Source organism: Paracerasibacillus soli (assembly GCF_042432965.1).
Taxonomy (GTDB): domain Bacteria; phylum Bacillota; class Bacilli; order Bacillales; family Amphibacillaceae; genus Paracerasibacillus; species Paracerasibacillus soli.
On record NZ_JBHLWL010000007.1, the window covers coordinates 25,527 to 45,999 of the forward strand.

The window sequence follows — 20,473 nt, forward strand, 5'->3', positions numbered from 1 at the left end:
TTCAGATGGTCCACACGCTCAAACAAGCGCTTGTTTTAATTCATCTGTAGAGTTCTCCCAAAAGTCCTCTTTAAAACTGGATAAAAATTCACCGAGTAATTTTTTGGAATGCTCGTCCATATGATCCACGATGATTTTCCCCTTAAGTGACTTTTCCATATTTGTAACATGCTCTGCCATTGATTTATAAGCACGTTTATTCGGCTTATCTACAAGCAGTTCGCAACCAGTTACTCCTGCATAATACGGTCCTTTTTCTCCACGTTCAACCGTTACCCAAACAATCCAATACAAAGTTGGATTGGGAACTTCGCTACGATCTTGCATATATTTTACACGCCGCTCTACTTCGCTTCTAGCATGCATAGCGTCCATATCCAAATAAGCACGATTTTCTGTCGGCGACACAATAACAGATGACATATTTTCTAAACTAATGGAGCCTACACCGTACCCGCCATGCCCATCATTGGAATCATCCTTTATAATGGTAAACCTATTTTTCTTATTTGAAGATTGGTCTATACTCATTCTGATCCTCCTTCTGACATGATTGGTATATATTGTAGCATAGGTGGAGGGAGGTTTTCATGTTTCATGGATTTTCACGTACGACCGCTAAGGTTTACTACTTCGTTTGACTCATGTTGAATGGCGCAATGGGCGATAAGCTTTTGTGAATGATTTCGGTGATTTCAAAAAAATATTGTGATTACACAATAGAATCAAGCTGTCTAATATGAAAGCAGCTCTTGCATTTTAAAGTGGATGAATAACTTCCCCGTATTACGAAGTGAAACATCAGAACCGTCCCTATGTTTCACAACAGAAGTGAAACATGAGAACCGTCCCCATGTTTCAGGCGTGTAGTTTGGTGATTAGTTCCCAGGCTTCTTGGAATTCTTTTTCTGTGTATTTTTGTTTTGGTTTTACTGTGTGGACTTTTTTTATTACTTCGTCACGTGGTAGGTCGCGGAAAAACAACATCGTAGCCACGAGTTCTAAAAAACGTGAGCTATATTCGATAATCATGTTTGCTTTTTCCTCTAGCTGTGGCATATCTTTTGAAAATTGATGAAGGAATTTCTCCCCATCTTTTGTCATCTCATAACGATATTGAAAGTAACTGCTCTTTTCTTCCTTTTGTTCTGTAATGAATCCTAAATTACATAGTTCCTCCATTCGCAATGAAAGTTCTTCTGAATAAGGTCCATAAAAATGAAACTGATACTTTTCTTCAAACGGAAGACCACATGACTGTAAAATGTAGATCATTTTCTGTAGTTTCTTTCGTCCCGTAACCCCTTTTACTACAGAAAAAAACTGCATGATTTTTGCATGATTCGTCAACATCTTTAAACAGCTCCTCAACCAGCTAAAATTGCTAAAATTCTTTTTACTTCTGGTACGTCTTTTTTCTGCTCTAGTACATCTAATGGAAAATATAATTTATGATCTGTCCGTTTTTTTCCGGAAATTGCTTCTACTATATCCGATTGCCTTGATAACTCTTTCAGCTCTTGATTTGGCATCAGTAAATGAATCGGTAAACGTTCCTCTTCCTCACCAGGACGATAAAAATCATATGGCAAATCAGATGAGGAATCCACGACAAGGTAATAATCTGGGTCAATCTCAACTGCACGAAATAATGCATGTAGTTCCATCCAAACGTCCATCATTTGATTTGGATTAAACTCAATATATTTAAATAAACGGCGATTTAAAAATCGTTCACATAAATCACGTAAAATAGCGTCTTCCTCTTCTTGCCACAACTGAAAATAGTAATAAACAATTGCTTCATCAAGCTTCAAGTAATCTTTTAAATTCACTTTCCCATTAAAAAATGAAATAAAGTGTAATGGTTCTAATTTGAATGGGTAGTTCTGTTCATATAAATATTTTGCCCGTTGGAAAGTCTTCGTCAAAATAACTTCCGCACTTCTTGATACAGGATGAAAATATACTTGCCAATACATTTGATATCGACTCATAATGTAATCTTCTACCGCGTGCATACCCGTTGATTTAATGACGACTTGATCTTCCATCGGTCGCATCACACGTAAAATTCGTTCCATATCAAAATGGCCGTAACTTACGCCCGTATAATATGCGTCTCGTTGTAGATAGTCCATTCGATCTGCATCTATTTGACTTGATATTAAACTGACGACAAGTTTATCTGCATATGTCTTGCCAATCACATCGGCGACATCTTGTGAAAAGCCTGTCCGTACTTTTTCCAATATTTTATGAATCTCAGTATCACCGAGAATAATTTGTTGTGTAAAATGTTCATGATCTAATTTAAACACTTTTTCAAATGAATGTGAGAAAGGCCCGTGCCCCAAGTCATGTAACAACGCAGCACATAGGCAAAGTAATCGTTGTTCAGGATTCCAATAGGCTTGATCTTTGAAGTTCCAAATAATTCGCCGGACAATTTCATACACCCCAAGCGAATGATTAAAACGGCTATGTTCCGCACCATGGAATGTGATGGAAGTCGTACCAAGTTGCGTAATTCTCCGTAAACGCTGAAACTCCGGTGTACCAATTAAGTCCCAAATTACCCGGTCCCGCACATGTACATATCGATGTACCGGGTCTTTAAATACCTTTTCTTCACTTAATTGTTCATCTTTATATGCCATCGTTCGTTTCAACTCGTTTCTTTTCGACCAATATGTATTATTATATAATAAAGCATGTACAGATAAAAGGGTGAGATAATAAGTTACAGAGAATGTTCATAAATTACAATGTGTTTGTCTGAACTGCTTTTCAGCTTACATCAATCCCTCTATCTCATAGAGTGAAACCCGTTCGACAGGCTAAATACGCGACATCCTTTCACAGCACGAGCACGTCCTGTGCGATGGAAGGCTCATGTAGCCTAGAGGAAAAGTGTCCATCTGTAGCGCAAGTGACGGGTTAACAGATGTTATCCATTATAAATCAGTTAAGAAAAATAGGCAGGAAATTGTGCCTAAATAATATGACATACGAGGAGTTACATATGAAAAACTGGCAAGAAATCATACACCATACAACATTTCGTTATATTGATTCCACAAAGGAAACGACATTTCACCATAAAAAGAATGATGCGTTCACATCTTTTGCGATTGATGACGCGCTTGCAACATCCATTAGTAATGGTGAGTCACCTCCTGCGATGCGATTATGGGTCCATCCAAAAACTGTTGTACTCGGGATCCCCGATGGAAGAATTCCTTATTTAGAAGATGGCGTACAACATATTTCAAGCGCCGGATACCATAGCATGATTCGCAACTCCGGTGGCTTAGCAGTTGTACTAGATGAAGGCGTATTAAATATTTCATTAATCTTGTCCGACATGAAACATCTATCTATTCATGATTGCTACGAGGCAATGGTTCAATTTATCGAATATATGTTACGTGACCTTACAAATGATATTAAAGCTTATGAAATCGTCGGTTCGTACTGTCCTGGCGATTATGATTTAAGTATTGATGGAAAAAAGTTTGCCGGAATTTCCCAGCGGCGAATTAAAGACAGTGCCGCCATCCAAATTTATTTGGATGTCAATGGGGATAGCCATGCACGTGCACAGCTAGTTAGAGGATTTTACGATGTAGGAATAAAAGGAGAAGAAACGAAATTTACATATCCAACGGTTGACCCGCAAGTGATGGATTCACTATCGAATTTATTGGGGCACAAACTAACTGTTGCGGATATGAAAAATCGTGCCAAGCAAGCATTAGCTCATTTTGCAACGGAACTCGTGACACCACCTTTCTCTGATCGTGAATATGAAACATTTGAAAAGCGCTACACACAACTTTTGAAACGTAATGAAAGAATTGCACAACTAAGAGTTGAATAAAGATAAAACCCATCTCTATATGATAAAATCCCCTTCACTAAGCATTTTATCATATAGATGGGTCTTCCTCTGCAATATTGTGAGTGGCTATTGAAGTACGTGCATTCGAATCATTCAAAATACCTATTAAAACGCCATTTACTTATTTAATTTGCGTTGGCACATTTTAACTTCACGGAGGCCACCTACCTATCTTCCATAGCTCACACAGTCATGCCAATCTAGAAAAAATTCCTTACACACCACTTTCAACTGGGATAAGGAATTTTTTCTTAATATCTATGGACTTAGAAATTCATAACGTTCTTTCGCTTACTCTGCTTGTACTGCACAGATCAATGCTAAATTATAGACGTCTTCTGTACTACAACCACGTGATAAATCATTTACTGGTTTATTAAGCCCTTGTAAGATTGGACCAACTGCTTCAAAGTTTCCTAAACGTTGTGCAAGTTTGTAACCAATATTCCCAGCCTCTAAACTTGGGAAAACAAAAACATTCGCATCACCTTTAATTACAGCATCTGGTGCCTTTTTAGCGGCAACACTCGGTACGTATGCAGCATCGAACTGAAACTCACCATCAATGACAAGTGAGGCATCTTTTTCCTTGGCTAAATCCAATGCAGCTGATACCTTTTCCGTTTCCTCCGATTTTGCAGATCCTTTCGTTGAAAAGCTTAACATGGCAACACGAGGATCAATATTAAATAACTTCGCTGTTTTCGCACTTTCCACTGCAATTTCGGCTAAATCTTGACTATTTGGCGCAATATTAATCGCACAGTCGGCAAATACATATCTCTCTTCATCGCGCGCCATAATGAAAGCACCTGAAGTTTTCGTAACACCAGGCTTTGTTTTAATCAGTTGTAATGCTGGTCGTACTGTATCGGCTGTCGAATGAGCTGCTCCACTTACTAATCCATCCGCTTCACCCATATACACGAGCATCGTCCCAAAATAGTTTTCATCTAATAATATCTTTTCTGCATCTTCTTTTGTTGCTTTACCTTTACGGCGCTCTACAAATTGATCAACCATTTGTGAGAAATTCGTATACGTTTGAGGATCAAGTAGTTCACAGCCTGTAATATCTACTTGTAAAGATTGCGCCTTTTTCTCTATTTCATCACGATTCCCAATTAGTATTGGCTTTACCGCATCCTTTTTACTTAATGCTACTGCAGCTTGTAATACACGTTCATCCAGTCCTTCTGGAAAAACAATTTTTTTGTATGTACCGGCTAACTTTTCTTCTAATTCTATAAACATATTGCTCATTGATGATGCCTCCATCCTATTTTTAAAACGAAAAAATCTATATACATGTATAAATCTCTCCAATAAAAATGATAGTATACTTTCACCAAGAAATAAAACAATCGACATTGGAAAATAATGAAAAATTCGTGACAACCTTCTTTCCTTTTTAACAAAAAAATTACAAGCCCGTCATATTCATTTCTTTCGCCTAACAATCTTTTGGATACATGCGATTCTATCATTTTCTTTTTTCTAAAAAAGTAATATCTGTCTTTTATTTATCATACATATCATGTAGTGAACTCGCATCATGGGTAAACAGAAAAGAGGTGTCAATTTTGGCTGTCGTTCCAATCACGGATGAAGGTACAGATTTATTAGCAAGACTAATTCGTGCTGAGGCAGAAGGGGAAGGTCAGCTAGGTATGTTGATGGTTGGAAACGTAGGTGTTAACCGCGTTATTTCAAACTGTCTTGATTTTAAAGGAATCCGCTCTATAAGAGACATGGTCTTTCAAAGCCCTGGGGGGTTTGAAGCGACACAAAAAGGTTACTTTTATCAACGTGCTCGAGATATTGATAAGAATTTAGCGCAACGTGTGATGAACGGTCAACGTTTTCATCCAGCGACAAATGCATTATGGTTTTTTAAACCAGAAGGAAATTGTCCTGCGCAATGGTATGACCAATGGAATAGTGGGCGCTTTAAATCTCACTGCTTTTATGCACCGTTACAATCTGTTTGTCCAGCAGTTTTTTAAAAAGGGAAAACTTAGAGGAGGTAATAATTAATGAGTGAAGAGCAAAATCAAAGTGGGTATGGATATCCTTATTTCTATTACCCTACAGCATCACCAGCATATTATCCATCATATGGTTATCGGCAATTTCCACCACAGCAGCAACTACCGCAGCAACAGCAACAACAGCAATTAAGTGATCAAGCATTTAATTTTCCGGGGATGTTACCAGTTCAACAATCATATATTGAGAATATCTTACGGTTAAATAGAGGAAAAGAAGCTACAGTTTATATGCGCTTCAATAGCACTCAAAAGGTATTTAAAGGGAGAATAGAAGCAGCTGGAAGGGATCATATTATTTTAAGTGATCCAGCAACAAATAAACGTTATTTATTATTAATGATTTACTTAGATTATGTTGTATTTGACGAAGAGATTGCATATTCTTATCCATTTGGCGGGCAAAGTTCCGGTCAGGTTTCCCAGTACCCAAGTCGATAATCAAGCCATAAAAAAGGATAGTGATTGATACTATCCTTTTCTTTCCAACTATTTTAGACAAGGATGACAAGTCATCATCACTGCAAATGAGGCGATACTATGAAACACCCTTATGAAAAATATATACAAATTGAGCTTATTACACTTGTCCTTGCATGTTTGCTTGGAATTGCAGCTCTTTTTCGTGGTTCCTTATGGTTACTCGTATTATGCCTATTACTTATGACAATTAGTTTAGTTTGTGATGGCTTTATTTTTCTTCATTCCAGAAGAGCACCTCATGCAGGAAAACAATTTTCGCGCGCGCTCTTGCTCCTATTTTTAATTGCCTATTTGCTTATCAGAATATAATGGCGCATTTAAACGATTTTTAAAACGGCATAACCAAGCAGCACCCAACCAATTAAAAAGGTGACACCACCAAACGGTGTAATCATTGCAAGTGTTTTAACACCTGTTGTCGCATATAAATATAGACTACCCGAAAACAAAACAATACCTATAAAAAATAACCATCCTGACCAAACTAATGACGCTTGTTGGAGCTTCATGCCAAGTAAGCCTACCGCTAATAAAGCAGTTGTGTGAAACATTTGGTATGTAACTGCTTTTTCCCATATTTCCAACATATGGTCTGAAACTTTTCCTTCCAATCCATGCGCTCCAAATGCTCCCAAAGCTACAGCTAGGAATCCGTTTATCACACCTAATAGTAAAAATATTTTCATTCCGCCATCTCTCCTCGAATATGATGTTAGGCACTATCTTTCCCGCCTACCGTCCCTAACTTACTTATAAAGTGTACATGCAATTAGTAAGAGGACACACTTCCCTACTGGAAAGTACGTTAAAAATCAAAAATGGATGATCCATTCCCTTCTCCATCTTCCATATCCACTGCTGTTTTTTTGGGCCTTTTACCACCCATCATAATATTTAGCTCAGCTGCTGAAATATCGCCCAGCGAATTGGATGGATGTGTCGCTTTCTCCATGATTTGATTAGTTGGCTTTGGTTGCTCACTAGCTACAACCAAATCACAAAGTAATTGTATATTTTCAATATGTTTTACAAATAAACTTTCGTTGTGCACCTTTTTTTCAGCTTCATTTATTTCTGCCTTTATTCTATGTAAAATCGTTTCATATGAAACACCCAATCTCATGTCTCCTTTCCAATTTCCCATTCATTTTTCAGTATAACATAATCATTTCATAAGCGTCCTTTTAGGAAGAACCACTCATCATTTATTACCTAAATTCCACATCCTACTACAACGCCTATAAACCTGTCCTAGGTCATTTTCACGTGTACACTTGAAATACTCGTAGATTATTAATTACATTGATGGCACATATCAAACAGAGTGCTCTTATCCACCAAGAAAGGGCATCACATATTTATCATACAAAATATGTAATGCCCCTACTTTATCTCACTTATTTCAATTTACGTTTTGCTAGAAAGTTTGTTTTATATTTATCGCACAATATTAGCACGTCTCGCCAACAATCCGACTGCAAGCACCACAACGGTTGCACCTATTACAGACGGAACTATATGATACCCGGCTAATTGTGGCCCCAACTCCCACAGCAATACGACATCGCCTATCCATACACCGAGTAAAGCGGCGACAATCGAACCTGTTGCACCACCTGGCATTCTAAATCGAAATAAACTAAAAGCCATTAAACCGATAAGCGTAGCCACAATAATATAAAGGATAAGTTGTAACACAAGGATTCCTCCCATATACGTTTTATCACTTTTGTCTTATCCTCAAGGGGAAAGTTATGATATATTTTGATTTTCCTCTTTTGTATATTCCTTTGATAGCCATTTAATAAACGCTATTTCTTGGTCATTTAGCTGTCTGTCTAATTTTCTTTCAAATATCGTACACCATTTAAGGAAATCTGTCATACCGTTTCCCCCTATATCTACAACGATTCCAATTTATAACCCATTGTACCTTGAATTAGCATGCTACGCAATACGTAATTATAATTTTTTGATTTCTTTGTAATCCGTAGTTATTATGCGCTAGGTGGGTTGGATTGTAGACAAAAGGATTCCTTTTTAGTTTTTCCACGCTTCCATTATTTATGCGAGTTTCTTTCTGTTTAGCGTACATATTATTTCAAAACTTCAGGTTTGCCTAGGATTTAGCTGTTTCCATAGCCTTCGAAGTATCGTAACTCTTCCTTCAATCAATGGCTGCCAGACAATTCTAATCGGCTTACTGGCTAGTAAAAAGACGAGCAAACAAGATAATAATCCAATTCCAAGTAAATCTATTATTCCATCTACGCTTAATAAATCATATTGACGGAAAAATTGTATGAAAAAACCATGGAGTAAATAAACATATAGTGTCCGACTTCCATAGGATGTAATGATTAATTCTCTCTGCGGAATCCAAGCTAAAATACTCATTCCCATTAAGGCTGATGTGACATATACAAAGAAACGAGCAATTCCACCATACTCAGGTAGACCAAGTTGCCCATATGATTTCGAAGCCAATAACCAACCAGAGTTAATGTCTGGTGCATAATATATCCCGACTGCCATGATTGCCATAAATACAAGAGAGGCAATTTTAACTCGAACATGTTTTAATACTTTTACCTGTTCCACTGTGATCCAATATCCAAGTAAGAAGAAGGGAAAGAACACAAAAGTCCGTGATAGGCTAAACGTATGCCCTACTTGGCCAAAATACCCAACAATTAATCCTACTTGTACTGCAATCACGACACTTAAACTTGGTGGTAATTTTTTATAAAAAATGAGTAGGATGTGCCAACAAAACAAACTTACTAAAAACCATAATGACCAATGCGGATAAAAAATGCTATCCGCTAACCAATTTTGCTTTCCAATTGCAAGATAATAACCTGTATAAATAACTTGAAAAATAATATATGGTACCAATAATTTCTTTGCTAGTTTCGTAATATATGCTAGAGATCCAGCACCTTTTGCAAAAAAGCCAGCTAGAAATATAAAGACTGGCATATGAAATGTATAGATCCATGTATACAAGGTGTTTAATGATTGGGAATCCTGCACAAACGGTTGTAACATATGCCCAAACACGACAAGATATATCAAGATGAACTTCGCATTATCAAAATAAGCATTCCGTTTCATTTTCTCACCCTTTATATTCATGTTTTGACTTATCTGCTTTTATCTTCTTCGCTAACTTACAACTTACCTTTTTCCAACCATGCCCCCTTAAGTGACACTTCCAATTTCGGTATCTAATAAGGTAGAGAATGATATGTCGTACTTCTACTAGTATATTTCTAGTGTACGCTGTTCGATAATAAAAAACATAGATTTAATAGGGTTGTTGGAAGAATGTAAAAGAATTGAAAAAGTGTAATCCTCTTTGTAAAATTTGTAATCTTACGTTCGGACATGTTTTTTGTCTTTGTTAATCACGCGGAAGTGCCCACGCAACAACTTAAAATTGTACATAAAAACGTAAACCCCTTCAGTTATATGACACACTAACTTTTGGGGTTTACGATAGAGCAAGCAAATTTTATTATTCATTTGCAGTCTTTTTCTTCGTCGTACGTTTTGGCTGACGCGGTTTTGGTTTATCCTTCTTTGCTTTTGCTAAAGAAGCTTGCAACGCCTCCATCAAATCGGTCACATTATCAGGAGTTGGCTTATCTTTTGCAGTTGTAACTTGTGCTGTATCCTTTTTCTGATCAATTAACGCAAGCAAATCATTTCTGTATGCATCCTCATATTTTTCTGGATCAAATGTAGACGTTAATTGATTAATGAGTAACTTTGCAGTATCCAACTCTTTCTTGCCCGTTTCGATTTGATCAGGTATATTCGGAACATCCTGGACATGACGAACTTCGTCAGGATAATGAATAGTTTCTACTACAATTGTATTTTGATAAACACGAATTACTGCAAGTTGTTCTTTTGAGCGTATCATCATTTTGGCAACACCAATTTTCCCCGTATCTTCAAGAGCCGTACGTAGGAGACTGTATGCTTTTGTCCCGCCTTCATTCGGGGATAAATAATAACTCTTTTCGAAATAAATTGGGTCAATTTCCTCCAACTTAACAAAATCGATAATTTCTACCGCTTTATCAGTCTGTTCCCTTTTAATTGCCTCTAAGTCCTCGTCATCAAGTACGACAAATTTATTTTTAACGTACTCATACGCCTTTACAATTTCATCTTCCTTTACTTCACGATCACAAACTGGACAAACCTTTTGATATTTTATCGGTGACTGACATTCTTTGTGTAGCTGACGTAAAGATACATCTTTATTTTCCGTTGCTGCATGCATTTTTACAGGGATATTAACAAGGCCAAAACTAATCGTACCTTTCCACATCGTATGCATGATTACGCACCTCCTCTTGTTTTTTCAACGTACAATATATAAATACAATGGTATAGCAACAGTTCTCATCATAGTAAAATATTCATTTCACCGTGAGCAACTAACAAAAAACGTTCCCCCATTGTGATTGTGCTAATTTTAAAGACCGTACGTGACATTTCACTATCGCGATTCAGCACGGTTAAGGTATAAAATCTGTCTTTTTATAGTTTGGCAATATATATTATTTTTATCCGAATGAAAGGATGGGTAACAAGCCATCATAAGAAGACAAAATGTATGAAGTTGTATTTCGTTTAAAATAGCAACACGAAATAACTAACCGAGCTTGATACTTCAATTAGAAACAGTAGGTGGAAAAATAACACCTAAACATCATATACGAGGAGTAAGATATATGGATATCATGAAGCCAATCGCAAGTAAACATATTCCGCAAGGAGACGAATGGTTTTATGAAGTAAAATATGATGGGTTCCGCTGTGTATTAGTATGGGAAAAGGAAGAAATTCGTTTAATAAGTAAAAACAATAAAGACTTAACAGATAAATTCCCAGAAATCATCGCAGGCTGTAAACGAATTGAAAAGGATATAGCCCCCTATCTTCCGCTTCAACTCGATGGCGAACTAGTCGTTTTAAATAATCCGATTCAAGCTAACTTTGCTTGGATACAAAAACGCGGGCGCCTACGAAGGCCCGATTTCATTCAGAAAGCAGCAGCCTCTCGACCCGCCTCTTACATGGCATTCGATCTGTTACAATTAAATGGCATCAATATGCGCTCACAAGAACTTTTCATACGAAAAAATAAATTACATACATTATTTGCTTCCATCAAATCCGAGCAAAAAGAACATCCACTACATTATGTTTTTCCATATGAACATCCAGATGACCTTTGGCGGGAGCTTTTTGTACATAAAGGAGAAGGGATTATTGCTAAACGGAGAAAAAGCAAATATTTATTTGCAAAGCAACATCATGATTGGTTTAAAATTAAAAATTGGCGCACCATTCACGGTATTGTAACGGCGTATCATCCTACAAATGGCTATTTTTCTATCCAAGTTTATGATGCCGACGGGAAACTAAAAAATATTGGAAAATGTAAACATCAATTAGAAGCGCAAGCGAAACAAACGTTAACGGAACTTTTTTTAACAAATGGTACATACAATGAAAATTATTATACATTACCACCTGCAATTTGTACTACGATTCATACGCTTGATTTATACGAGGAAGAATTACGTGAACCAGAATTCGTGGAGCTCTTACCTCACGATGACGCAACAAATTATACTGCAGACCGCGTTCAGCTAGAACAAGCCATGTTGCCTGATGACATAGACTACGCTAAACTTGATAAATTATATTGGCCTAAACCGGCATATACAAAAGGAGATTTACTCGTATATATGCGCGAAATCGCACCATACATGTTACCATTTTTAAAAAACCGTGCTTTAACAGTCATCCGTTGTCCAGAAGGAGTAGAGGAAGCATCATTTTTTCAAAAACATCTACCAAACTATGCACCTGATTTTATTGAACATGTTCCAAATGAAGCGGGCACAGAAAATTTAATACTATGTAACAATCTTGAGACACTCATTTGGTTTAGTAATCATGGCGCATTGGAATACCATGTTCCTTTTCAAACAGTCGCTACATCCACTCCCGAGGAAATTGTCTTTGATCTTGACCCTCCTGACCGTAACCATTTTTCATTGGCTGTTTTTGCTGCGACACTGATCAAACAAATGTTAGACGGTTTAAAACTTCAATCCTTCGTCAAATTGTCAGGGAATAAAGGTTTACAAATTTATATTCCGATACCGACTGGCAGTATGACTTATGATGAAACAGCAGTTTTCACACAGGCCATTGCTTGGACACTAGAACAGCAATATCCCGATTCCTTTACAACCGAACGACTGAAGAAAAACCGCAACAATAGACTTTATATTGATTATGTTCAACACGGAAAGGACAAAACGATTATCGCACCATATTCTCCACGAAGAACAGATGATGGTACAATTGCAATGCCGTTATTTTGGGACGAAATAAACGACACACTCCACCCAGCACAGTTTACAATTAAAAATGGTGTGAAGCGTATGCAAGAACTCGGGTGTCCTTTTGCAACATATCATCAAGTAAAAGAGAAGCAGATTTTAACAAACTTAAGGGCATTCATTTGAAAAAGGCATAGCGAAGATGATGAACGCTATGCCACTGCAAAGTAATGAAGCCCGATATGCTAAAGAAAACTTTTAGTGGAGCTTTCCGAGCAATCGTATAGATTGCGCACAAACAACTAATCCAAATGTATATATTACCCAAAAAATAGGGGAAGGAGCTTTTTACACTCCTTCCTCCCATTATAGTGAAATATTTTCTTCTATTGCCGCTCTATCTTGGAATATTTTTACATTTAATTTTTTCAATACACGCGCGGTCAATGTCCCCGCTAGAATACTATCATTCACGTTAATTGCTGTTCTCCCCATATCGATTAGTGCTTCTATCGAAATAAGTAGTCCAGCTAGAGCAACAGGAAGGCCCATTGAAGATAATACAATTAAGGCTGCAAATGTTGCACCACCACCAACTCCAGCAACACCGAATGAACTAATTCCGATAATGAGAATCAATTTCACAAGAAACGCTGGAGTAAATGGATCAATGCCAACGGTTGGCGCAATCATCACGGCTAACATCGCCGGATACATACCCGCACAACCATTTTGCCCGATTGTTGCACCAAAAGAGGCAGCCATATTGGAAATACCTGTATCAACTCCAAGTGAGTTTTTTTGCACTTGAATTGTCAATGGGATGGTACCTGCACTAGAACGTGACGTAAACGCAAATCCAAGTACTGGTATCACTTTTCGTACATATGTGAATGGGTTTAAACCAAACACTGCAACTAAAATAAAATGGAATATAAAGATAACGAACAACGCCACATAAGATGCGATAACAAATTTACCTAATTCCATAATACCGGCAAAATTTGTGCTCGCCACTGTATTAGCCATTAATGCTAAAATACCAAACGGTGTCAATCGTAAAATTAATGTGACAATCCGCATAATGACAGCGTATACTGCATTGACCATTTTCGTAAACATTTCCGCTTGTTCGGGATTTTTCCTACGTACGCCTAGTACTGCAATTCCGACAATCATGGAAAAGATCACAACCGCAATAACAGAAGTTGCCCGATCTCCTGTCATATCTAGAAATATATTAGACGGAATGAAATTCAATATTTTCTGTGGTGTGGATAGATTTTCCACTTCCCCTAAACGATCTTCCAGCATCATACCGCGATCTGTTTCAGCCTGCCCCGCTTCAATTTGCTCAGCGTTCAAATCAAAAATACCAGCTGTAACAACACCAATTAACGCTGCAACCATCGCCGTTGTAACAAGAAAACCGATAATCCAAGCCGCTATTTTCCCAAGCTCCGATGATTTTTCCAAATTAATAATGGATTGAATAATAGAGACCATGACAAGTGGAACAACAATCATCATTAATAAGCGAATATACCCATTTCCAATGATGCTATACCAATCAGTCGTTTGCCCCAATACAGTAGAATCGGCACCATATATAAATTGTAGAGCGAAACCTAATACAATACCAATACCTAAACCTGTAAAAACCCGTTTTGTAAATGAAACGTGCTTTCTTTGCATAAAGATTAACAAAGCCATAATTGCTAATAATACAACGATATTTATGATGACAAAACCCGTATTCATGTTTTCAACTCCCCCTGTTTTTTTAGTTTTCACATCATATGCGTTCCTACATAGACATGTGCACATTAATTTATATTATTCCGATTAAATTAGTATGCTTTATCATCATAATAGATTTATCGCTTATATTCAACTAAAAAATAATATTTCTACATGAATCTTTAATTACGCTTGAAGCGTATACATGTTATACATCAAATAAAAATTTACATGTGCATGAAACGATATGATGGTTAAATGTGCAAGGAGGTATTTCATGTTTGAAGAAATGAAAATAAGAAGTTTTGTCATTGGGTTTATCGGCACTCTGTTTGTCTTAGTCTTCCTTTTTCCTTCTGAGGAAGATTCACTTCTAGGTGACACTATTTTTTCTTATACATTGTTCGGTATCTTTCCCTTCATTTGGTTGAAAGTACAAACGAGAAAACAGCAACAATCCTTACTCTACCCAATATCGTTTAAGGGATTTTCCGGACAAGTTCCAAATTTACTTGGCTTGACGCTACTATTATTTATTTTTTCAATTGGTGCGGTATGGGTATCAAGTTACGGATTGTCATTTTTCTTCCCAAATTACGTAGAGGAAATGTTGCAAGATGACACCGAAATATTCGGTAGGGGTATCATTACTTTTTTATTTATATTATACATTTGTCTCGTTGGACCAATTGTTGAGGAATACATATTTAGAGGACTCCTTTTAAAGCGACTTGAGCGAAAGTTTCATATTATCGCTAGTTTAATTATCACGAATATCATTTTCGGTATTTTACATATGGATATCATTGGCGCTTTTATTTTTGGTATTGTTATGTCATTACTTTATTTAAAAACAAATAATTTACTAGTGCCCATATTCATCCATATATGTAACAATACATTCGTCTATATTCTTTTGGTTTTAGACGTTCCAATGCCTGATTTTTTAAATTACACAATGGTAGAACAATTATCAGCAGTTATGTTACCAAACCTAATTTTATTTCTCATACCAATTCCATTTCTTTATATGTATATCAAACAAACATGGAAAGGGGTCAGACCCCAAAAATAGTAGACGGGGGTAAAGTTAACCCCCGTCATTTTCAATATATTGTTTTAAAACTTGTGCTTGGTTATGTTCCTCGTCTTTTGCAGCATAAAGTAATGTCACCATTTCGGATTGTTGAATGATTTGTTTTAACTTCAGAAAAGCCGTCCTTTGTTCATCATTTTGCTTTAATTCACCTTTGTATTTTTCTGCAAAAGCAGGAAACTTGCTCACATCATGTGCAAACCATTTTCGCAAATCATGGGAGGGCGCAATTTCCTTTAACCATTCATCTAACTGCGCCTTTTCCTTGGATATCCCCCGTGGCCAAATACGATCCACCAAAATTCTTACACCATCTGCATTACTTGGTGCTTCATAGATTCGTTTGAGATGAACGACCAATCGACTCACTTCCTATTTTTGTTTATTCAATTTCAATTTTATTGTTCCCATTTGTTTCTACCTGTTTCATGTTACGGCTTGAGGCAAACCAACCGATGACCGCAATCGCAATTAAGACCGTGTAGAAGATGAGCTTCCATAGGGTCGAATGGGAAAAGTCAGCTGGAATCCAACCAATGTCCTCATGCCCTGCTACAATGATTGCCAATTTTACACCGACCCAACCAACAATTGCAAATGCAGCAATTTCTAAGCTTGGACGCTTGTTTAACAGTTCCACGAAAACATTCGCAGCAAACCGCATAATAATAAGTCCAATCATTCCACCAGCAAATACGACAATAAATTGCCCCGTATCTAAACTACCAACATGCCCAAGTCCTGTTGCCGGTAATGCTACTGCCAACGCTACTGCTGCTAAAATAGAGTCAACTGCAAAGGCTAAATCAGCAAATTCCACTTTCACAACCGTCCACCAGAAGCTTCCCGTAGAAGCCTCTTTTTGTTGTTCCACTATCTCAGGCTGATGTGCTTGCCGTTTATGAAGTTTCCGGTACAGGTTTGTAGAAGCAATGATTAATAAATAAGCAGCTCCGATTGCTTGTACTTGCCATACATCAACAAGAAAGGAAATAATAAACAAGGAACCAAAACGTAAAACAAACGCTCCTGCCAAACCATAGAATAGCGCTCTTTTTCGTTGCTTCTCTGGTAAATGTTTTACCATGATTGCTAATACGAGTGCATTGTCTGCTGCAAGTAAACCTTCTAATCCAATTAGAATGAGCAATACCCATCCATATTCTAATATTAGTTCCATTTTATCTTCTCCTTTTATGAAAGGCTTATTGTTTGTTGCTATTTCACTAGCGAAATTCAGATAAACTATTCCGTAACGTAACTTGGAAATTTAAGTAGCGCATACAAGCGCTCCGAAAATACACTGTGTGAAAAGCAGCATCAAATATGTGCTGTACCACACTCCCCTTTTTCCTTATAAATCCTTGGTCATCAATATGTATATCGTAAAACAAAAGCGCTGTTGGTACCGATTATACAAAAATGACCTTTACCCGTTTATTTCAGGTAAAGGTCCATTAAAAAAGAGACCTCTACCATGAACGGTAAAGGTCTCGCTAACAACGTCCGTTGCCAAAATAAGCCGGAGATTTCTCTCGTAATGACGACTTATTTTGTCCAGCTACTCCCCTTTAGGATTGTTACTTTTATTAAAACATGTGCAACGCTATAAAGTCAATAGTTTTTTAAATTGGTGAAAACATCATGGCAGTGTGAAGCTTCATAATAAGACAAAATAATATCATACCAAAATACTACGCATCACTTGCAATAATATCATGCATAACTTTTTCCATGAATTGTTTTAATTGTAATAAGCTTTGTTCACTTTCTTTACTGCTATTGCTTGAAACGCCATAATAACATTTAATCTTTGGTTCTGTTCCTGATGGCCGTAAACAAACCCAACTATCTTTTTCTAAAATAAACTTCAATACATTCTCTTGTGGTAACGCTATTTCTTCCTCTGATTGGTCTACAATCGTTCGCTTTATACTAGTCAAATAATCTTCCACCTCTAAAACATGTAAATGGGCGATTTTCTTCAAAGGTTGTTTGCGTATCGTCTCCATTATACGAGAGATTTGTTCAATGCCTTCTCTTCCTTCCAATGTAAGTGAAGACATTCCCTCCATGTAATATCCGTGTTGTTCATATAATTCTTCCAATGCTTCGAGTAATGTTTTCCCTTGTTGTTTCCAATAATATGCCATTTCACACGCCATAATGGATGCTTGCACCGCATCTTTATCACGGACAAAGCCTTGGACTAAATACCCGTAACTTTCCTCAAACCCGAACATAAACGTTTCGCCCGTTTCATCATAGTGATGTATTTTTTCAGCGATATATTTAAATCCAGTTAACGTATTTACAACTTCTACGCCATATTTTTCTGCAATAGCTTTTGCAAATTCTGTAGAAACAATCGACTTTAATACACGGGCATTTTGTAATAAAATAGGCTCCGTATGTTTTAATAAATAATCAACCATTAATGAGCCGAGTTGATTTCCTGTTAAAATCGTATATTCACCCGCTCTATTTTTCACCGCTACACCGAGTCGGTCTGCGTCTGGATCGGTAGCAAGTAAAATATCTGCGTTCTGTTTTTCTCCTGCTTCTATTGCGAGCGTAAACGCTTGATGCTCCTCCGGATTTGGCGATGCTACAGTAGAAAATGCTGGGTCCGGAACGGCTTGTTCTTCCACAATATGAACATGTTTAAAATTCATTTGTTGTAAACCTTGTTCAACGAGGTCACGTCCTGTACCGTGTAATGGTGTATAAACAATACTTAAATCTTTATTACGTTTAAAATCTATTTCACTTAATTTCGTAATAAGCTGCAACTGTTCTAAGTATGCATTGTCAATTTCCTGACCGACCCAAATTAATAGATCTTTTGCTTCAAGTTCATCTTGTTCCATAACCGGGATTGATAGTTCATCCTCGATTGCTTGAATTTTTTCAATGACAGCATCCGCTTCTTCGGGTATCATCTGGCCACCATCTTCATTGTACACTTTAAAGCCATTATATTCTGGTGGATTATGGCTCGCTGTAATCATAACTCCTGCTACGGTGCCTAAATAACGTACAGCAAATGATAAAAGTGGTGTTGGATGAATTGTTTTAAAAACATATGTTTTAATGCCATACATCCCGAGTACTTTTGCGGTTTCTAACGCAAATTCCTTCGACATATATCGAGAGTCATACGCTACGACGACACCACGATCTTTCACATTAACACATGCGACTAATAAGTAATCTGCCAATCCGCTAACAACTTTTCGAATTGTATACTTATTCATCCGATTTATTCCTGGTCCCAAAATGCCGCGCATCCCACCAGTACCAAATGTTAATTCTTTATAAAAAGCTTCATGTAATTGTTCTTCGTTACTCTCTTCTAGTTGACGTTTCAAAGCTAGATCTAAATCTTCTTTTGACATCCATGCTTCATATACGTTTTTCCAGTTTTCCATTTAACTATTTCCCCCATGTAGGTGATATGCTCAAATTTTAGCATATTTTGACGGTTTATTCTATTGATGTTTATGATGATGATGTGGATAATTTGTGATCTTAATCAGTAGCATTCTACTTACGATATACAATAGAGGTTCCTACTTGCTCATATCCAATCTTTTGATATATTCCATTTGAAGTTGGATTTGCATCATCTGTATATAAGGCACAAAATCGATATCCTTCCTGTAAAAGCCTCAACGAAAGTGCACTGACTGCATTTGTTGCATAACCTTTCCGTTTAAATTTATCTGGCGTAAATACTGCATTTACTGTCGCACCATGCCTTGTTGCTCTAGCTTTATTTACCATAGATACTGGAACTTGATTGACCATCCATAAATAAGACGACTTTTGCTCAATAAATCGGGTAGCCATCTCTTTTGCTTGTTCCTCTGTCATGCTTTCATTTATTTGTTTTCCAAATTGAACGAGCCAATCGGATATAAGATCATGATATTTCATTGTAGCGACAACTAATTCCCCAGGACCTTCTGGCAATAACTTTACATCATGTAACTGATAGATTCGTTGTTTCATATGCTCGTGCAATATTTCCTTTTCCTTCAAGCGATGGTATTCCTGTACAAAATGTACCGTAGCAGTAGTTGGTCCAATTACACCAGGTATTTCTTTTTCCTGCTCGATTAGCGTGTGCACGATACATTTCAAAACAATTGGTGGGACATGATTGACATCTGGCAAGATCCAATTATTCCCTGGGGTTTGCATCAAGCAATAGATGACCTTTCCATCGTTTTCTACTAAACCAAGGTAAACTCCTTCTATCATAGGTTGAGATTTCATTCGTTCAACCAAACCCAACAATAAATTGTTACATGCCTCCTTTTCTTCCAATAGGTTGGTAACCTTATCACTAAACTTTTGTATCGATTGTTCAAAATATATATTCACTGACTCACCCCATTAATTTTTGTAATTATAGTACAACAGGAATTTTGCGTCAACGTCCTATATTAAAAACAATTGCAGATGTATATTTTCCTTGCTAAACTGAAGAAAAGGAGCGTGAATATACTTGACGATAAAACATATGACAAAAGAACAACTAGAACATGAACTCACCAATTTAAAAGCTGATTATGCACGGATTCAAAGTGATATGGATAAATTGGAGTACGTAAAAGGCCGTGTTTCTTCCGCCGAAGAACAACTCATTCGATTGGAAAAAGAAATTGCAGCAATTTATGCAGCACTAGAAAAGTTTGATGATTGAGAAGCAAAATAAAAAGGCTCTACAATAAATAGTGTTGGTGATAAAAATTCACTAACACTATTTTTAGTATTAGTAAAAATAGAAAACAAGTGAGTTTCCCTGTAGAATTAAAGT

The 20,473-nt window shown here is 36.9% G+C and carries 22 protein-coding genes; 7 read left to right on the forward strand and 15 right to left on the reverse strand.

The features are described from left to right. Positions 1-18: 18 nt before the first annotated feature. The 3 genes from ACFFIS_RS01905 to ACFFIS_RS01915 form a co-directional block, all read right to left on the reverse strand. Positions 19-531, reverse strand: coding sequence for a YwhD family protein (locus ACFFIS_RS01905; protein ID WP_320380324.1), 513 nt, complete (start codon positions 529-531; stop codon positions 19-21). Between the two features lie 327 nt (positions 532-858). After that, positions 859-1,353, reverse strand: a complete 495-nt coding sequence (locus ACFFIS_RS01910) for a YwgA family protein (protein ID WP_320380325.1) — start codon at positions 1,351-1,353, stop codon at positions 859-861. Between the two features lie 14 nt (positions 1,354-1,367). Then, positions 1,368-2,660 carry an HD domain-containing protein gene (locus ACFFIS_RS01915; RefSeq protein ID WP_320380640.1) on the reverse strand — a complete coding sequence of 431 codons (1,293 nt, stop codon included), beginning with the start codon at positions 2,658-2,660 and terminating at the stop codon, positions 1,368-1,370. A gap of 365 nt (positions 2,661-3,025) precedes the next feature. On the opposite strand from ACFFIS_RS01915, the gene ACFFIS_RS01920 reads away from it, so the two are divergent. Next, entirely contained in the window at positions 3,026-3,883 is an 858-nt protein-coding gene (locus ACFFIS_RS01920; RefSeq protein ID WP_390185927.1) for a lipoate--protein ligase family protein, read from the forward strand. A gap of 312 nt (positions 3,884-4,195) precedes the next feature. Here ACFFIS_RS01920 and pta read toward each other — a convergent pair whose 3' ends face one another. Next, a complete protein-coding gene (gene pta, locus ACFFIS_RS01925; RefSeq protein WP_320380328.1) occupies positions 4,196-5,167 on the reverse strand; it encodes a phosphate acetyltransferase in 972 nt (323 codons plus the stop codon). A gap of 320 nt (positions 5,168-5,487) precedes the next feature. On the opposite strand from pta, the gene ACFFIS_RS01930 reads away from it, so the two are divergent. The 3 genes from ACFFIS_RS01930 to ACFFIS_RS01940 all read left to right on the forward strand — a co-directional run bounded on the left by ACFFIS_RS01930 (position 5,488) and on the right by ACFFIS_RS01940 (position 6,744). Then, the gene (locus ACFFIS_RS01930) at positions 5,488-5,910 is read left to right on the forward strand and encodes a cell wall hydrolase (protein ID WP_390185929.1); all 423 of its coding nucleotides are present in this window, start codon (positions 5,488-5,490) and stop codon (positions 5,908-5,910) included. Positions 5,911-5,940: 30 nt separating this feature from the next. Continuing rightward, a complete protein-coding gene (gene gerQ / locus ACFFIS_RS01935) occupies positions 5,941-6,393 on the forward strand; it encodes a spore coat protein GerQ (RefSeq protein ID WP_320380329.1) in 453 nt (150 codons plus the stop codon). Positions 6,394-6,492: 99 nt separating this feature from the next. Beyond that, positions 6,493-6,744 carry a hypothetical protein gene (locus ACFFIS_RS01940; protein WP_320380330.1) on the forward strand — a complete coding sequence of 84 codons (252 nt, stop codon included), beginning with the start codon at positions 6,493-6,495 and terminating at the stop codon, positions 6,742-6,744. Between the two features lie 8 nt (positions 6,745-6,752). Here ACFFIS_RS01940 and ACFFIS_RS01945 read toward each other — a convergent pair whose 3' ends face one another. The 6 genes from ACFFIS_RS01945 to ku form a co-directional block, all read right to left on the reverse strand. Beyond that, positions 6,753-7,121: a DUF423 domain-containing protein gene (locus tag ACFFIS_RS01945; RefSeq protein WP_320380331.1), complete on the reverse strand. Its 369-nt coding sequence runs from the start codon at positions 7,119-7,121 to the stop codon at positions 6,753-6,755. Positions 7,122-7,240: 119 nt separating this feature from the next. Further along, complete coding sequence (locus ACFFIS_RS01950) at positions 7,241-7,552, reverse strand: DUF5327 family protein (protein WP_320380332.1); 312 nt, start codon at positions 7,550-7,552, stop codon at positions 7,241-7,243. Between the two features lie 320 nt (positions 7,553-7,872). Further along, entirely contained in the window at positions 7,873-8,133 is a 261-nt protein-coding gene (locus ACFFIS_RS01955; protein ID WP_320380333.1) for a GlsB/YeaQ/YmgE family stress response membrane protein, read from the reverse strand. Positions 8,134-8,187: 54 nt separating this feature from the next. Next, complete coding sequence (locus tag ACFFIS_RS01960; protein WP_320380334.1) at positions 8,188-8,319, reverse strand: hypothetical protein; 132 nt, start codon at positions 8,317-8,319, stop codon at positions 8,188-8,190. 225 nt (positions 8,320-8,544) lie between these two features. Then, the gene (locus tag ACFFIS_RS01965) at positions 8,545-9,552 is read right to left on the reverse strand and encodes an acyltransferase family protein (protein WP_390185930.1); all 1,008 of its coding nucleotides are present in this window, start codon (positions 9,550-9,552) and stop codon (positions 8,545-8,547) included. Positions 9,553-9,955: 403 nt separating this feature from the next. Beyond that, positions 9,956-10,789, reverse strand: coding sequence for a non-homologous end joining protein Ku (gene ku / locus ACFFIS_RS01970; protein ID WP_320380336.1), 834 nt, complete (start codon positions 10,787-10,789; stop codon positions 9,956-9,958). A 397-nt stretch (positions 10,790-11,186) separates the two neighbouring features. Between ku and ACFFIS_RS01975 the strand changes: the two genes are divergently transcribed. Then, positions 11,187-12,998 (forward strand): DNA ligase D, encoded by a 1,812-nt coding sequence (locus ACFFIS_RS01975; protein WP_390185932.1) that lies wholly within the window; start codon positions 11,187-11,189, stop codon positions 12,996-12,998. 180 nt (positions 12,999-13,178) lie between these two features. Here ACFFIS_RS01975 and ACFFIS_RS01980 read toward each other — a convergent pair whose 3' ends face one another. Beyond that, complete coding sequence (locus tag ACFFIS_RS01980; protein ID WP_390185933.1) at positions 13,179-14,573, reverse strand: L-cystine transporter; 1,395 nt, start codon at positions 14,571-14,573, stop codon at positions 13,179-13,181. Positions 14,574-14,829: 256 nt separating this feature from the next. Between ACFFIS_RS01980 and ACFFIS_RS01985 the strand changes: the two genes are divergently transcribed. Further along, positions 14,830-15,627, forward strand: coding sequence for a CPBP family intramembrane glutamic endopeptidase (locus ACFFIS_RS01985; protein ID WP_320380339.1), 798 nt, complete (start codon positions 14,830-14,832; stop codon positions 15,625-15,627). Between the two features lie 15 nt (positions 15,628-15,642). Here ACFFIS_RS01985 and ACFFIS_RS01990 read toward each other — a convergent pair whose 3' ends face one another. From ACFFIS_RS01990 to ACFFIS_RS02005, 4 genes are all read right to left on the reverse strand, one after another. Continuing rightward, a complete protein-coding gene (locus ACFFIS_RS01990; RefSeq protein WP_320380340.1) occupies positions 15,643-16,008 on the reverse strand; it encodes a DUF488 domain-containing protein in 366 nt (121 codons plus the stop codon). Between the two features lie 22 nt (positions 16,009-16,030). Beyond that, on the reverse strand, positions 16,031-16,828 hold the full coding sequence (locus ACFFIS_RS01995) for a MeeY/MeeF family manganese export membrane protein (RefSeq protein WP_390185935.1): 798 nt from the start codon (positions 16,826-16,828) through the stop codon (positions 16,031-16,033). Between the two features lie 514 nt (positions 16,829-17,342). Further along, a complete protein-coding gene (locus tag ACFFIS_RS02000) occupies positions 17,343-19,079 on the reverse strand; it encodes a phospho-sugar mutase (protein WP_390185937.1) in 1,737 nt (578 codons plus the stop codon). 115 nt (positions 19,080-19,194) lie between these two features. Further along, the gene (locus tag ACFFIS_RS02005; RefSeq protein WP_320380344.1) at positions 19,195-20,037 is read right to left on the reverse strand and encodes a GNAT family N-acetyltransferase; all 843 of its coding nucleotides are present in this window, start codon (positions 20,035-20,037) and stop codon (positions 19,195-19,197) included. A gap of 124 nt (positions 20,038-20,161) precedes the next feature. Here ACFFIS_RS02005 and ACFFIS_RS02010 point away from each other — a divergent pair, with 124 nt between their 5' ends. After that, complete coding sequence (locus ACFFIS_RS02010) at positions 20,162-20,359, forward strand: SE1832 family protein (RefSeq protein ID WP_320380345.1); 198 nt, start codon at positions 20,162-20,164, stop codon at positions 20,357-20,359. The last annotated feature ends 114 nt before the right edge of the window (positions 20,360-20,473 follow it).